Source organism: Agromyces sp. NPDC004153 (assembly GCF_053603635.1).
Window position 1 is genome coordinate 851039 of the sequence record NZ_JBSGFY010000002.1, and the last position, 15067, is coordinate 866105.

The following is a 15067-nucleotide window of genomic DNA, read 5'->3' on the forward strand; positions in this document are numbered from 1 at the left end:
CGCCTCACGCCCTCGCCGGCTGCGCCTGCCTCGCCGAGAGGATCGGCCGGAAGAACGCCGCGAGCTCGTCGGTGGCCGCGAGCGGAAGCACGTTCGCCACGTACTGGTCGGGACGCACCACCACGACGGCTCCCCCGCGGTCGATGCCGCGCTGCTCGAAGACGTCGTCGGCCGGGTCGGCGGCGTACACCTTCTCGTAGTCGGTGAGCTGGAACGGCCCGCTCGCCGGCAGGAACACCCGCGGCACGGCGCCGAGGTCGACGTCGGTGTAGGCCTGCTGGTAGACGACCTTCACGTCGAACCACGCGTCGCGGTCGGCACCCTCGGGCGTCGCTGCGAGCGGCGAGTCGGGCGCGGTCGCGAGCCAGTCGGCGAGGTCGGCGACGGCGGATGCGTCGCCCGCGCGTGCGGCGTCGGCGAACACGTAGATGCGCCACCGGCCGTCGGCCGTCGCGTGGTGACCGAGGTGGACGGGGTTGCCGTCGCACACGCGCGTGACCATCGCGGACTTGAACCGCTTGCCGATCGGGTAGCCGTCGGCGAGCGCCTGGTGCTGCCCTGCGCCCACGATGAGCGACGGCGCGTACTGGGTCATGAAGCCAGCCGGGAACTCGAACGTCGCCGCGTAGAACTCCTCGAGCTCGTCGGGCGACGAGAACTCCTCGGGCTTCTTCGCCATCATCGAGGACCACTGCTTGTCGAAGTCGATGAGGCTCTGCGCCACGACCTGGCGCTCGGCGGAGTACGTGGCGAGCAGCGCCTCGGGGGCGCGGCCCTCGAGCACGTGGCCGAGCTTCCAGCCGAGGTTCCAGCCGTCCTGCATCGACACGTTCATGCCCTGGCCCGCCTTCGCGCTGTGCGTGTGGCAGGCGTCGCCGGCGATAAACACGCGCGGGGTGCGGGTGCCTGCGGCATCCGTCTCGACGTCGTCGAACCGGTCGGTGAGGCGGTGGCCCACCTCGTAGACGCTGTGCCACGCGACGTCCTTCACGTCGAGCGTGTAGGGGTGCAGGATCTCGTTGGCCCGGGCGATGATCTGCTCGATGGTGGTCTGGCGCACGTGATGGTGGTCGTCGAGCGGCACCTCGCCGAGGTCGACGTACATGCGGAAGAGGTAGCCGCCCTCGCGTGGGATGAGCAGGATGCTGCCGGCCTCGGACTGGATCGACGCCTTGAGGCGGATGTCGGGGAAGTCGGTGACGGCGAGCACGTCCATGACGCCCCACGCGTGGTTGGCCTGGTCGCCGGCCATGTGGCATCCGATCGCCGAGCGCACCTTGCTGCGCGCGCCGTCGGAGCCCAGGACGTACTTGGCACGCACGACGCGGGGCTCGCCCGCGTGCTCCCCCGCGGTGTGCACGAGGTGCACCGTGACCGGGTACTCGGCGCCGTCGGCCTCGTCGGCGATCTCGAGGCGCTCGAAGTCGTAACCGTAGTCGGGCTTCGCTCGCGTGGGCGACTTCGCCATGACGTCGCCGAAGTAGTCGAGCACGCGCGCCTGGTTGACGAGCAGGTGCGGGAACTCGCTGACGCCGGCGGGGTCGTCGGGCGTGCGCTTGACCCGCACGATGCTCGACGGGTCGGCCGGGTCGGGCTTCCAGAACACCATCTCGGTCTGCCAGAACGCCTCGGCGATGATCTCCTGCGCGAACCCGAACGCCTGGAACGTCTCGACGCTGCGCGCCTGGATGCCGTCGGCCTGCCCGATCTCGAGCCGGCCCGGGCGGCGGTCGACGATGCGCGTCATGACGTCGGGGAACTGCGACAGCTGCGCCGCGGCGATCATGCCCGCCGGACCGGCGCCGACGATGAGCACGTCGACCTCGTCGGGAAGCTCCTCGGGCCGGTCCAACCCGACGCCCGCGGCGGGCTTCACCCGGGGGTCTCCGGACACGTAGCCGTGGTGGTGGAACTGCACGGGCTCTCCTCACTCCATCGTGTGGCGGCGATCGGTGTTCGATTATCGAACATGACATTCACATATCGCGCATATCGATGGTAGAGCGCGTCACACAGTGGAGCAAGCCGGATGCTACGCGGCGGGCGTCAGTGCATCGCTGCCCACGCGCACCCAGGCGGACTCGTGCTCCGAGCTCTGCTCGACCGCGGCGAGCACGCGCTGCACCTGCAGGCCCTCGGCGAACGTCGGATGCGGGTCGAACCCGTCGACGATCGCCTCGACGAGGTCCTTCACCTGGTGCGAGAACCCGTGCTCGTAGCCGAGCATGTGCCCGGCCGGCCACCACGCGCCGACGTAGGGATGCTCGGACTCGGTCACGAGGATCCGCGTGAAGCCCTGCGTCTGGTTGGGCTTCGTGCGGTCGTAGAACGAGAGCGTGTTGAGGTCCTCGAGGTCGAACGCGAGCGCGCCCTTGTCGCCCGACACCTCGATCGAGAGCGCGTTCTTGCGCCCGGTCGCGAACCGGGTGGCCTCGAACGAGCCCAGCACGCCATTGTCGAACCGCCCGGTGAAGATCGCGACGTCGTCGACCGTGACCTCCCCGTAGCCGTCGGCGGCCGTGCCCTTCAGGCCCGATCCGCTGCCGAGCAGCGGGCGCTGCTTCACGATCGTGTCGACGACGCCCGATACCCGCTCGAGCTTCAGGCCGGTGACGAACTGGGCGAGGTCGATCGCGTGCGCGCCGATGTCGCCGAGCGCGCCCGATCCGGCGTGCTCCTTCTGCAGGCGCCACGCGAGCGGCATCTCGGGGTCGACGAGCCAGTCCTGGCGGTAGCTCGCACGCACCTGCGCGATGCGTCCGACCGCGCCCTGCGCGATGAGGTCGCGCAGGAACGTGACGGCCGGCACGCGCCGGTAGGTGAAGCCCACCATGGCACGGATGCCCCGAGCCGCCGCGCGAGCCGCGGCATCCGCCATGGCTTCGGCCTCGTCGACCGTGTTCGCGAGGGGCTTCTCGCACAGCACGTGCTTGCCCGCGTCGAGCGCGGCGATCGCGATCTCGGCGTGCGAGTCGCCCGGCGTGACGATGTCGACGATGTCGATGTCGTCACGCGCGATGACCTCGCGCCAGTCGGTCGCCCACTCGGCCCAGCCCCACTTCGCCGCCGACTCGGCGACGGTCTCGGGGTTGCGGCCGACGATGACCGCCATCTCGGGCTCGGCGGGCAGGCCGAACACGCGCGGCGCCGTGCGCCAGCCCTGCGAGTGGGCGGCGCCCATGAAGCCGTGGCCGATCATCGCCACGCGCAGCGGCCCCTGAGTCCGTCGCTGGGTCATGCGAGCACCACCTCTCGTTCGACGGGCACCCGGTTGGTGACGTAGCGACCGGGGCCGCCGTCGACGCCCGGCATGATCTGCATGTAGAGGAGTCGCATGGTCAGCACGACCTCGACGGTGAGCTCCTCGCCGTGCTCGGGCGCGCGGCCGAGGTCGACCAGCACGTCGGGACGGTCGGCGACGAACCAGAGCGTGTCCCACTGCTCCGGCAGCTCCTCGATCCGGTATTCGCGGCCCTCCAACGCGAAGCGCAGCCGATCCGTCGGGATCGCCTCGCCGTCGACGGTGACCGCGACGTCGTCGACGGCCGAGAGCCAGAGGCTGCGGTACCAGGGCAGCTGCACCGAGACGGCGATGCCGTCCTCGGTGCGGCGGACGTCCTGCTCGGAGAAGAGCGAATTGTGCGTGGCCACGGATGCCTGCCTTACTTGAACGTGTCGGTGAACGTCTCGTGCGGCACGGGCGGTGCCGGCTCGAGCGTCTGACGGGTCGAGGGGTTGTACGGGTGGTATTCGGTCGGCACCGGCTCGTCGGCCGGCGGCATGAAGACGGGCTTGCCGTCGTCGCCGAAGTACATGAGGTCGAGGTCGAAGGCGGCCTGGTTCTTCTCGCCGAAGCTGATCCAGTCCTCGTGGAACGGGGCGCGCGCGAGCTCGTAGCAGCGGAACTTCCAGATCTTCCACTCGCCGTCCTGGCGGAGGAAGTCGATCGCGTACTTGCACCACACCCAGTGCGCCCAGACCTTCTTGCCCTGCACGTCGCCGGGCGAGTACATGTCGGGGAAGGCCGTCGCGACCTCGGGGTCGGTGAGCCCCGACTCCGTGCCGGCCATGATCCACACCCCCTTCGCGGTCTCGCCGTCGGCGGCGACCTCGATGACCGGCGTGGTCGTCGCGTGCAGGATCAGCTTGCCGACCGGCGTCGGCCGCCCCTGGTGGTAGCGGATGACGCTGTCGTAGTCGGTGTACTGGCCCGCGTTCGTGTACCGAGCGCGGATGCCGGGCGTGCCGCGCTTCACCCACAGCGGGATGATCTGCTCGTCCTGGAAGGCGTTGTGCAGGTACATGTAGCGGTTGAAGAGGTTCTCGACCTCGCCCCGGTCGGCGGCGCGGCGGGCGAGCCGGGTCGCGTCTTCGACCTGGCCGCGGAGCCGCTCGATCTCGGCCTGCAATCCAGCGACGGATGCCTCGGTGAGCTGCTCAGACACGGGCGGCCGCCTCCTGCTCGATCGCACGACGCATGAGCGCGTGCTGCTTCTTCACGAGGTCGATCGGGTCGGCCTCGCCGAGGTCGGCGAACGCGTGCCCCTCCCACTCGCTGGAGAGGTAGCCCGTGTAGCCGCCGTCGACGAACTGCTTCACGATGCGCGGGATGTCCATCGCCGGCTCGTCGCCGTTCGCGTCGATGTCGTAGAACTTCGCGTGCACGTGGAAGATCTGCGGCATGATGTCGAGCCACTCCTCGGGCGGCACGAGCCCGTGCATGTTGAACGCGAGACGCGTGAACGGCCCGAAGGTGAGCGGGTCGACGCCCTCGCCGGTGAGGTAGTCCTCGAACTTCTGGTTGCGCACGTGCATGGGGGTCGGCTCGTGCCAGATCTCCTCCATGACCGGGAAGTGCTTCTCGTCCATGCCCATCTGGCTCAACGTCCGCAGGAGCATGGGCGAGAGGCTGTGCATGGTCGACGAGAAGTCGGCGGTGAAGCCGAGCCGATCACTGCCGAGCTCCTCGTACAGCTCGCGGATGGCGATGACCTTCGGGTCGTTCGGGCCGGACGGCGCGTGGATCTCGTAGCCGAGCCGCTGGTCGTACTGCTCGGCGAGCGGCAGGAGGCTGCGGAGCAGCTCCTTGCCGGCCGAGCGGATGACCACCGTCGTGAAGCCCAGGGTGTGGGCGGTCTCGAGCTGGCGCGCGAGGAAGTCGTGCTCCTCGTCCGGCGTCATGTCGCGGTCCTTGCGACGGCCCATGTCGAGGTTGGTGCCGACGGCGCTCGCCTCCAGGCCGTACTGCTCGAGCGAGTCGAACCAGAGCCTGACGAAGTCGGCATCCACGTCGGGATACGTGCGCAGCAGCTGGGCGATGTTGAACTCGACGCCCGGGCCGATGCCTTCGTCGTGCACCGCCGTGATGAGCGTCCCGGGGGTGTAGAGCCCCGCCGCGAACTCGCTGGTCATCGAGTACAGGGTGGTGCCGAGCTTGATGCCCGTTCCGGCGATGCCGTCGGTGATGTCGGTCATGCCTGGACCGCCTTCCTGAGATGGGTGTCGAGGACGCGCCGCGCCTCCGCGGCATCCGTGATCATGCGCGAGCCGGCGTCGTTCGCCGCCGATCGCTGCACGGCCTGCTCGGCCGCGATGATGTCGAACGGGCTCTGCCAGAAGTTCCAGTGCCAGCCCTCGTACTCGCTCGAGATCGCGCCCGAGTAGCCGTTGTCGACGAGGAGCTTCACGAGGTCGCGCACGGGAACCGAGGGCTCCTCGCCGCGCTCGTCGATGCCGAAGAACTTGCCGTGCACGTGGCGGATCCAGGGCATGATCTCGAGCCAGTCGTCGACGCGGGCCGGACCGAACAGGCCGGTGCCGTTGATCGCGAAGTCGATGCCGAGGTCGGGTCGCCCGTTGCGGGCGGCGAGTCCGATGAACGCGCCGAACCGCTGCCCGTGCTCCGCCTGGTCGGCCGGCGGGCCCTGCTCGGCGAACGTGTTCCAGAGGTCGACGACCTGCGCGAGCAGCTCGTCGGAGGCGCCGCGGCGGCGGTACGCCTCGAGCAGCGAGGGCGCGAAGCCCGTGACGGTGGCGCCCCAGTCGGCGGTGAAGCCGAGGAACGGCGAGCCGACATGTTCGTAGCGGTCGCGCAGTGCGAGGATGCGCGGGTGCGACGCGTACTGGTCGGCGTGCACCTCGAGCGCGAGCGTGACGCCGTAGCGCTCGGCGATCGGCGCGAGCTGCTCCATGGAGTCGGGCGTGAGCGAGATCTGCACGCGAGCGATCGGGAAGCCGAGCTTCGCGGCCGCCTCGATCTGGCGGCGCATGTACTCGATGAGCTCGTCCTGGGTGAGCAGCCGGTCGCGGTGGATGCCGATGTCGGCGTTCACCGCGAGCGACGTGGTGACGAGGCCGACCTCGTCGACGAGGTCGCGGAACCGGCCGGCGAAGCGGTCGTCGATCTCGGGGAAGCCGCGGAAGCTCGAGAAGCCGATGATCTCGAGACCGGGGCCGTAGCCGTCGGCCGCGACCTTGCGGACGAGGCCCTCGAGGTCGTACTCACGGCCGTGGAACGCACGCGTGAAGCTGTAGAGGGTGACGCCCTGCACGGGCGTGCCGAGCTGGGTCACGACTGCACCGCCTTCATGGTCTTGGTGTCGTGCTCCTCGATGTGGAGCACCTCGTTCTCGCCGATGACGATGTAGGGGATGTACAGCGTGAGGTCGACGTCGACCTCGTGGTCGGCCTCCCCCGATGCGACGGGCACGTCACCCGACAGCACGACCGAGTCGGTGGGGAACCACCATTCCTCGGTCTCGTCGACGAGCTCCTCGAAGGTGAACGTGCGGCCGTTCATGGTCCAGCGCAGCGAGTCCTTCGGGGCGGCGACGCCGTCGACGCGGAGTCCCGCGCCGGCGATGCACGAGCCGGGCAGCGCCCGGTACCACGGCAGCCGCACCTCGACCGCGCTGCGGGCGCCGTCGGTCGTGAGCGTGCCCTGTTCGATGATGCGATCGGGGATCACCGGGACCTCCTCGTCAGTGGCGGATGCATCCCGCCGGACTTCTTTGTCATGATTTCCTCATTCTAATGTCTGTTTTCGACATAAGCAAGACGGCGCCCGCAGAATCAGGCGGCCAGGTCGCTCGCGATCCGGCGCGCGCCGCGGATGGCGAGGGCCACGCTCGTGAGCGTCGGGTTGCAGGCCGTGGCCGTCGGGATGACGCCGTTGCCCGCGACGAAGACGCCGGGTATGGCCCAGACCTCGCTGTCGGGGCCGCACACGCTCTCGCCGTCGTCGACGGCGCCCATGCGCGTGGTGCCCTGGTAGTGCAGCGACGCACCGAGCGGCATCGTGAACGGGCGCGGGTCGAGCGGGTCGCCGACGGCGGCGCCCAGCCGCACGATCTCCTCGCGTGCCCGGTCGATGACCTCGTGGTCGCGGTCGGTCAGGCGATAGTGGATGCGCATCGCGGGCAGTCCGTAGGCGTCGGTCGCGTCGTCGGCGAACTCGATGCGGTCGTCGCGCTGCAGGTCCTTCGCGCAGAAGAGTCCGAGGCCGACGATGGAGCCCGGCACGATCGGGTCGTCGTCGGCGAGCGGCACCGGCGAGGCATCCAGCTGCATGATCTGGCCGTGGAACGGCACGTCGTCGGTGAACGGCACCCAGCTGACGCCGCTCTGCTCGCTCAGGGCGCCCTCGGCGGCCACCTGCTCGCGGGCGCCACGCTCGCCGCCGGCACCGGCCAGGAGCCGCTCGGCGTCGCGGATGCGCGATGCGAACACGACCTGGGCCTGGTCGTTGAGGTACCGCCCGAGCGCGTCGGGACGGATGCCCGAGGCCCACAGCAGCTGCGGCGTGCGCAGCGCGTCGGCCGCCACGACGACGGCGCGGGCGCGCACGCGGTGGGTCTCCCCCGTGCGGACGTCGCGCACCTCGACGCCGGCGGCCCGGTCGCCATCCACGAGCACGCGCGTGACGAGCGACTCGTCGACGAGGCGGAAGTTCGCGTTGGCGCGGGTCGCGTCGCCGAGCACGACGTCGGAGCCCGACCACACCAGGCGGCCGTCCTCGCGGCGGTGCACGGCGAGCGGCATCCGCTGCACCTGCGTCGCCGGCGATCGGCCCTCGTCGACGGCCTCGGCGAGCCGCTCGCGCACGACCGCGCCGAACGGCGAGCCGTCGAACGCGTCGGTCGTCACGCCGAGGAGCCGGTCGGCCTCGTCGAGGAGGGCGTCGAGGTCGGGCAGGAACGCGATGCGCTCGCTGCCGCCTGGACGCGGACAGGCCGCGGTCCAGTGCGCGGCCATCCCGCCGACGTTCGTCGACATCGCGGCGACGGGGAGGCCGTCCTCGCCTGGGAATGCGTAGCCGTCGGCCAGGAGGAAGGTGCCGGGCCGCGCGCGGCGCTCGCCGCTCTTCACGGCGCCCGGCGAGTTCACGGTGTCGGCGCCGGCACCCGGGCCCTCCGACGCGCGCTGCGCCGCGGCGCGGCGGTCGGGGTCCTCGATGTTCTTCACGTGCGCGCCGGGCGGGTCCGACACGGTCGGACCGGCCTCGAACATGGCGATCGTCAGGTCGGGCGCCTCCTCGCTGAGGATGCGCGCGTAGGCGGCGCCGGTGGGGCCGCTGCCGACGATGGCGACGTCGACCGCGTCAGGGTAGCGCGCGGCGCGCTCGAGGTCGGTGCCGCTCATGCCGACACCGACAGTTCGCGGATGAGCGCGACGGACGCCTCGGATTCCTGCGTCGGGTAGTACTCGAGCCCGATCGGGCCTTCGTACCCTGACGCGCGCAGGATGCCGAGGCGCTCCGCCCAGTCGAGCGAACCGGACCCGGGTTCGCCGCGGCCCGGAGCGTCGGCGAGCTGGACGTACTTCACGAGCGCGCCCGCGTTCGCGAGCTCGGCGGCCATGTCCTCGCCCTCGACTGCCGAGTGGTAGATGTCGTAGAGCACGCCGAAGAACGGCGAGTCGACGCCGCGGGCCACGTACACGGCCTCGCTCGTGCGGTCGAGCAGCGCGCCCGGGTGGTCCACGCGGATGTTCACGGGCTCGAGCACGAGCGTGATGCCCGACCCCTCGATCTGCGCGATCGCCCTCCGGTAGATCTCGACGAGCTCGTCGAGCTGGGTCTGGCGCTTCGCGCCGCCGAAGCCCGTTCCGCTGCCCACGACGATCCGCGGGCAGCCGAGATCCTGGGCGATCTCGACGCCCTCGTCGAGCTTGCGGTAGAACTCGGAGTGGTCCTTGGGCGGGATCATGAACTGCGTCCGCGGCTCCGAGAGCTGGGCGGTCAGTTGGGTGCCGGTCTCCACGAGTGCGGCCTTGAGCGCCGGGAGGTCCTTGGGCTTCGCCGGGGCGTCCACGCCCGTCGGACCCCACATCTCCACGGCGGTGAAGCCGGCGGCGGACGCCGCGCGAACGCGGTCGTGGTAGTCGCCGGCCTCGGTGAAGAGGAGTTCGATGTTGGGTGCGAGCTGGTACACGTGCATCTCCTGTGGTCAGAACATCGGGTGGTCGTGGACGGCATGCACTGGGACCTGCTGCAGCACGTCCCAGTGCTCGACGATCCGGCCGTCCTCGAATCGGTAGATGTCCGCGACCGCGGCGTCCGGAGCGCCTGGTCGGGTGGCCTTGACGTGCACCATCGCGAGGTCGCCGTCGACGAGGATCCGCTGGACCTCGAACGCGGCATCCGGCGAGCCCTCGAACTTGGGCGTCAGCAGCTCGATCGCGGCGGAGGGCCCGTCGACGATGGTCGGATTGTGCTGGCGGTAGTCGTCCGAGACGAGGAAGGCGAAGGCATCCGCTACGCGCTTCTGCGTGTAGAAGAGGTCGACGAACGTCTCGAACGCCGCGCGGTGGTCGGCGCTCATCGATTGCGCCCCCTCAGCCCTTCAGCCCGCCGGCGAAGCCCTGGATGAACCGCTTCTGGGCGAACATGTAGAAGAGGAGGATCGGCACCATCGAGATGATCACGACGGCGAAGATCTTGTTCCACGCGGAGACGAGGCCGCCGACGTAGGTGTACATCGCCACGGGCAGCGTCTGGGTCTCCGAGCCGCCGAGGAAGATCAGCGAGTTGAAGAAGTCGTTCCAGACGATCAGGCCGGCGAGGATCGCGACCGTGCCGGTGGCCGGCGACATCAGCGGCAGCACCACGCGGAAGAACGTCTGCGTGGGCGAGGCGCCGTCGATCACGGCGGCCTCCTCGTACTCGGTCGTCAGTCCTCGGAAGAAGCTCGCGTAGAGGAACACCGACAGCGGGAGCAGGATGCCGATCCAGAGCAGGATCATGCCGAGCGCGTTGCCCGTGAGTCCGACCGAGCGCGCGCCGATGTAGAGCGGCACGGTGCCGAGCTGCGCGGGGAGGATGATCGCGATCAGCACCAGGTAGTAGGTGAGGTTCGTCCACGTGCGGGTCCGTCGGGCGATCACGTAGGCCGCGACCGAGCCGAGCAGCACGAGGCCGAGGATCGCGCCCGCCGTGATGATGACGCTGTTGAGGATGCTCATCGGGATGCTGTTGCGGCCCGTCGTCGTGAGCACCTCGATGAACGCATCGAAGGTGACGTTCGACGGCGGCGCGACGGCGCTCGTCGTCAGCACCTCCTCGTCGGGCTTCAACGCCGTGACGACGAGCAGGTAGAAGGGCAGGAGCCCGATCAGCGTGACGATCCAGACGAGCACCTCGCGGACCGCGGTGGCCTTGGTGTAGCGGAACATGACTCAGGCCCTTCCCGCCGCGTCGCGGTCGCGGGTGACGTACTGCTGGAGGATGGCGAACGCCAGGATGATGACGGTGAGCACGAGCGCGAGCGCCGAGCCGAACCCGAACTGGCCGAGCGAGAACGCCTGCTTGTAGACCTGGGTCGCGAGCGTCTCAGTCGCGCCGGCTGGACCGCCGCCGGTGAGGGCGAGGATCTGGTCGAAGATGCGCAGGCCCTGGATGATGCCGAGCGTGGTCGCGATGGCGATCGACGGGCGGATGGCCGGGACGATGACGTACTGGAAGCGCCCCCAGATGCCGGCGCCGTCGAGCGCGGCGGCCTCCTCGACCTCGACCGGCACGCTGGCCAGCCCGGCCAGGTAGATGACCATCGTGAAGCCGGTCTGCTGCCAGACGACGGTGATGAGGATGGCCCAGATCGACCACGTCGGGTCGGCCAGCCAGACCCGCTGCAGGCTCTCGAGCCCGATCAGGCCGAGGAATCCGTTCAGGGGCCCGTCGAACTGGAAGATGAACTTCCAGACGTACGCGACGGCGAGCGGGCTGAGGACGACGGGCATGAAGAGCAGGGTGCGCAGGATGTAGCGCGACTTCAGCATGCGGTTGATCGCGAGGGCGAACAGCAGGCCGAGGACGTTCGTGAGGATCACCGAACCGAACGCCAGGAAGAGCGTGTTCCAGACCGAGCCGAGGAGGAGCGGGTCCTGGAAGATGCGCTGGAAGTTCTCGAGGCCGACGAAGTCCCAGTCGCCGAGGCCCGTCCAGTTCGTGAAGGCGAAGAACCCGCCCGTCAGCGTCGCGACGTAGTGCACCGCGATGACCAGGATCACGGCGGGCATCGCCCACCACCAGTGGCCGAAGCTGATGAGCGGCTTCTTGCCGTGCTTCCTCGGCGGCGGCGTGTTCCACGCCTCGGGCGGCACGGTGAGTGTGCGAGTGCTGCTCTCGTCGATCGTCACTGTCATCTGCTCTCTGACCTCGTCGTCACGCGCCCAGTTCGATCGGCGCTATGGCCACTTTCCCATACTTGCGTCTGAATCACACATTAGTTATCTCGATATCGCGTATAAGTGCGGGGGTGATCCGTTCGCACGGTGCGGCTGGAAGGATGGCACCCCATGGGAGACCCGGCATCGACGCCCGACGCGCCATCCGATCCGCTCTGGGACGCGTTCGTCGACCCGCCGGATGACGCACGTCCGCGAGCCTGGTGGCACTGGATGGACGGCAATGTCGACCCGGCCGGCATCGAGCGCGACCTGCGCTGGCTGCACGGCGTCGGCGTGCGGGGCGTGCAGCTCTTCGACGGCGGCATGGGCGGGCCGCTCGTGGTTCCCGAGCCGGTGCGGCCGGGCACGCTGGCGTGGGACCAGTCCGTGGACACCGCCGCCCGCACGGCTGCGGAGCTCGGCCTCGAGCTCGCCGTCGCGACGTCGTCGGGTTGGAGCGCCGCCGGCGGCCCGTGGGTCGAGCCGGTCGACGCCATGAAGAAGGTCGTGTGGTCGGAGCGGGTCGTGCGCGGGGGCGGGCCGATCGAGGTCGAGCTGCCGCCCCTTCCCGCGGTCGCCGGCCTCTACCAGGATTGCCCGCGGTGGGGTGTCGCCGTCGACCCGGATGCCGCGTTCTCGGTCGACTGGCGCGTGCTCGCGTACCCGGCCGATCCGGCGCACGACGTGCTCTCCCCCGCGGCTGTGCACGCGTCCGCGCCGATCGACGATGACGATGCCGGATGCCTCACCGACGCGTCGTTCGGACCGACGCTGTCGCTCCCACGCGATCCCGACGGCTGGTCGTCGGCCTGGATCGAGCAGGAGTTCGCCGAACCCGTCACCGTCCGCTCGGTGGCGGTCGGGCTGCCGGGCCCGCGCGGCTTCGGCGCGGCGCCGCCGGCGTCGGCCGTGCTGCAGGCGAGCGACGACGGCGTCGCCTACCGCGACGTGGCCGACCTGCGGGCGACCACCGTCCCCGCCCGCACCGCGAGCTTCCCTCCTGTGACCGCGCGCCGGTTCCGCCTCGTGCTCTCGGGCGCGAGCGCCGCCGACGCCCTGCCGCCCGTCGCGCCCGGCGTGCGCCGACCGCCCGTCCTCCGGAAGGCCTCCACGTTCGAGGTGTCGGAGTTCGCGCTCCGGGCCAGCGGGCGCGTGCATCACGCGGAGGTGAAGGCGGGCTTCGGCGTCGTGCCCGACTACTTCGCGGTGGCGACCGATCCGGGGGCGGGCGCGGCATCCGTCGACCCGTCGACCGTCGTCGACGTGACCGGACACGTGCGCGACGGCGCACTGCGCTGGGACGCTCCGGCGGGCGACTGGACGATCCTGCGCCTCGGCGCCTCGCTCACCGGGCAGACGAACGGGCCTGCGCCGGCCGACGTGACCGGCCTCGAGGTCGACAAGCTCGACGGGGGGCGCGTGCGGTCGTACCTCGCCGCGCACCTGCGCCGGTTCGGGGTCGAGCCGGATGCCGCCACGCCCGCGCCATCCGCGACAGCCCCCTTCGGCGCGCTGCTCAGCGACAGCATCGAGGCAGGGCCGCAGAACTGGACGGACGCGATCCTCGACCACTTCCGCCGGCGCCGGGGCTACGACGCGACACCGCGGCTCCCCGCGCTCGCGGGCCTGGTCGTCGGCGGGCCCGACGAGTCCGACCGCTTCCTCTACGACTGGCGCCGCACGATCGCGGAGCTCCTCGCCGACGAGTACTACGGCACGCTCGCCGACGAGGCGCACCGCCGCGGCATGGCGTACTACGCCGAGGCGCTCGAGGACGGCCGTCCGCAGCTCGGCGACGACCTCGCGATGCGCGCACACGCCGACGTGCCGATGGGCGCGATGTGGACGTTCGATCCCGTCGACGGGCCACTCCCCACGTACGTCGCCGACCTGAAGGGCGCGGCCTCCGTCGCCCACGTGCATGGCAAGCATCGGGTCGGCGCCGAGGCGTTCACGTCGTTCGACCGCCCGTGGGCGTGGACGCCGCGCACCCTGAAGCATGTCGCCGACCTGCAGCTCGCCCTCGGCGTCACCCGGTTCTGCATCCACACCTCGCCCCACCAGCCGATCGCGGCACCCCCGCCCGGCATCGCGCTCGCACCCTTCCTCGGGCAGGCCTTCACCGTCAACGAGACGTGGTCGCCGCATGCAAGGCCGTGGATCGACTACCTCGCCCGGTGCTCCGCGGTGCTCGCCGCGGGCGTCCCGGCGGTCGACGTCGCCGTCTTCGTCGGCGAGGAGGCGCCGATCACCGGCCTGTTCGAGCACCGGTTCGACACGAGCGTGCCCGAGGGCTTCGACTTCGACTACGTCGGCCGCGACGCGCTCGCCGACGTCCTGCGTGTCGAGGGCGGTCGACTGGTCGCCGACGGCGCCGCCTACCGCGTGCTGTTGCTCGGCGGGTCCAGTCGACGGATGACGCTCGCGACGCTCCGGGCGATCGAGCGGTTGCTCGACGACGGGGCGACGATGGTCGGCGTCCGCCCCGAGGCGTCGCCGTCGCTCGCCGACGATCCTCGCGAGGTCGACGCCGCCTGCGACCGGATCTGGGCGGAGATGCGCACGCGCGGGCGCGTGATCGCCACCTCGGACCTCGGCGCCGCTCTGGCCGACCTCGGCATCCGGCCCGCCCTGGAGGTCGAGGGCCCACCGGTGCGGCGGATCGCCCGGGTGATCGACGGCCGGCTCGTGACGTTCGTGGCGAACCCGTCGCGCGAGGCGATCGAGCTCCGGCTGCGCCCAGCAGATGCGGGGACGCGACTCGTCGCCTGGGATCCCGTCGAGGTGCGCTCGATGCCCCTCGAGGTCGGGCCCGAGGCCGACGGGTCGACGGTGTCGCTGCCGGCGTTCGGATCGGTCTTCGTGCTCCCTAGGACGGAGAGCGTGCCCGCGGCATCCGTCGCCGAGCCCGAGCCCGACCTCGTGCCGCTCCGCGGCGACTGGCAGCTGGCGCTCCCCGGCCGGCCGCCGATCGCGATGCCCGACGGACCACGGCTGTGGACGGAGCTCGACGAGGCCGCGCGAGGGTTCTCGGGCACCGGCACGTACCGGCTCGACTTCGAGCTCGCCACGCTCCCCGCCGACAGCGAGCGGCTCGTGCTCGAGCTCGGCGCGGTGCGCGATCTTGCACACGTCGTGGTGAACGGCGTCGACTGCGGGGTCGCGTGGACTGCTCCCTTCCGCGTCGACGTCACGGCGGCGCTGAGGTCGGGCCCGAACGTGCTCGAGGTCGAGGTCGTGACCCCGTGGCACAATCGCCTGATCGCCGAGGCCGGCACGTCGTCGGGCGAGGTGTTCGAGCCCATGACGACGGTGTTCGAGGCATCCGCCGAACCGCTGGACGCGGGGCTCGCCGGACCGGTGGCGCTGCGACGCGGGTCGAGCCCGCGCTGAACCGGACGAA

Annotated in this window: 13 protein-coding genes; 1 reads left to right on the forward strand and 12 read right to left on the reverse strand. The window is 70.7% G+C overall.

Annotated elements, in window-relative coordinates:
* Positions 1-4: 4 nt before the first annotated feature.
* The 12 genes from ACWEOH_RS17905 to ACWEOH_RS17960 all read right to left on the reverse strand — a co-directional run bounded on the left by ACWEOH_RS17905 (position 5) and on the right by ACWEOH_RS17960 (position 11640).
* Positions 5-1918: an FAD-binding monooxygenase gene (locus ACWEOH_RS17905; protein WP_452033251.1), complete on the reverse strand. Its 1914-nt coding sequence runs from the start codon at positions 1916-1918 to the stop codon at positions 5-7.
* A gap of 114 nt (positions 1919-2032) precedes the next feature.
* Positions 2033-3238, reverse strand: coding sequence for a Gfo/Idh/MocA family protein (locus tag ACWEOH_RS17910; protein ID WP_452033253.1), 1206 nt, complete (start codon positions 3236-3238; stop codon positions 2033-2035).
* On the reverse strand, positions 3235-3651 hold the full coding sequence (locus tag ACWEOH_RS17915; RefSeq protein WP_452033255.1) for a C-glycoside deglycosidase beta subunit domain-containing protein: 417 nt from the start codon (positions 3649-3651) through the stop codon (positions 3235-3237). Before ACWEOH_RS17915 ends, ACWEOH_RS17910 begins: the two co-directional genes overlap by 4 nt.
* 11 nt (positions 3652-3662) lie before the next feature.
* Positions 3663-4445 (reverse strand): nuclear transport factor 2 family protein, encoded by a 783-nt coding sequence (locus ACWEOH_RS17920; protein WP_452033256.1) that lies wholly within the window; start codon positions 4443-4445, stop codon positions 3663-3665.
* Positions 4438-5466: a sugar phosphate isomerase/epimerase family protein gene (locus ACWEOH_RS17925; RefSeq protein WP_452033911.1), complete on the reverse strand. Its 1029-nt coding sequence runs from the start codon at positions 5464-5466 to the stop codon at positions 4438-4440. Before ACWEOH_RS17925 ends, ACWEOH_RS17920 begins: the two co-directional genes overlap by 8 nt.
* Before the next feature lie 5 nt (positions 5467-5471).
* Positions 5472-6572, reverse strand: a complete 1101-nt coding sequence (locus tag ACWEOH_RS17930) for a sugar phosphate isomerase/epimerase family protein (protein ID WP_452033258.1) — start codon at positions 6570-6572, stop codon at positions 5472-5474.
* Positions 6569-6967, reverse strand: a complete 399-nt coding sequence (locus tag ACWEOH_RS17935) for a C-glycoside deglycosidase beta subunit domain-containing protein (protein WP_452033260.1) — start codon at positions 6965-6967, stop codon at positions 6569-6571. The genes ACWEOH_RS17930 and ACWEOH_RS17935 overlap by 4 nt, the downstream gene beginning before the upstream one ends.
* A 104-nt stretch (positions 6968-7071) precedes the next feature.
* Complete coding sequence (locus ACWEOH_RS17940) at positions 7072-8640, reverse strand: GMC oxidoreductase (protein WP_452033262.1); 1569 nt, start codon at positions 8638-8640, stop codon at positions 7072-7074.
* Complete coding sequence (locus ACWEOH_RS17945; RefSeq protein WP_452033264.1) at positions 8637-9431, reverse strand: TIM barrel protein; 795 nt, start codon at positions 9429-9431, stop codon at positions 8637-8639. The genes ACWEOH_RS17940 and ACWEOH_RS17945 overlap by 4 nt, the downstream gene beginning before the upstream one ends.
* Positions 9432-9446: 15 nt before the next feature.
* Positions 9447-9821 (reverse strand): nuclear transport factor 2 family protein, encoded by a 375-nt coding sequence (locus ACWEOH_RS17950; protein WP_452033266.1) that lies wholly within the window; start codon positions 9819-9821, stop codon positions 9447-9449.
* A 13-nt stretch (positions 9822-9834) separates the two neighbouring features.
* On the reverse strand, positions 9835-10671 hold the full coding sequence (locus ACWEOH_RS17955; RefSeq protein WP_452033268.1) for a carbohydrate ABC transporter permease: 837 nt from the start codon (positions 10669-10671) through the stop codon (positions 9835-9837).
* A gap of 3 nt (positions 10672-10674) precedes the next feature.
* Positions 10675-11640 (reverse strand): carbohydrate ABC transporter permease, encoded by a 966-nt coding sequence (locus ACWEOH_RS17960; RefSeq protein ID WP_452033270.1) that lies wholly within the window; start codon positions 11638-11640, stop codon positions 10675-10677.
* A gap of 153 nt (positions 11641-11793) precedes the next feature.
* Here ACWEOH_RS17960 and ACWEOH_RS17965 point away from each other — a divergent pair, with 153 nt between their 5' ends.
* Positions 11794-15057, forward strand: coding sequence for a glycosyl hydrolase (locus ACWEOH_RS17965; RefSeq protein ID WP_452033272.1), 3264 nt, complete (start codon positions 11794-11796; stop codon positions 15055-15057).
* Positions 15058-15067: the final 10 nt, after the last annotated feature.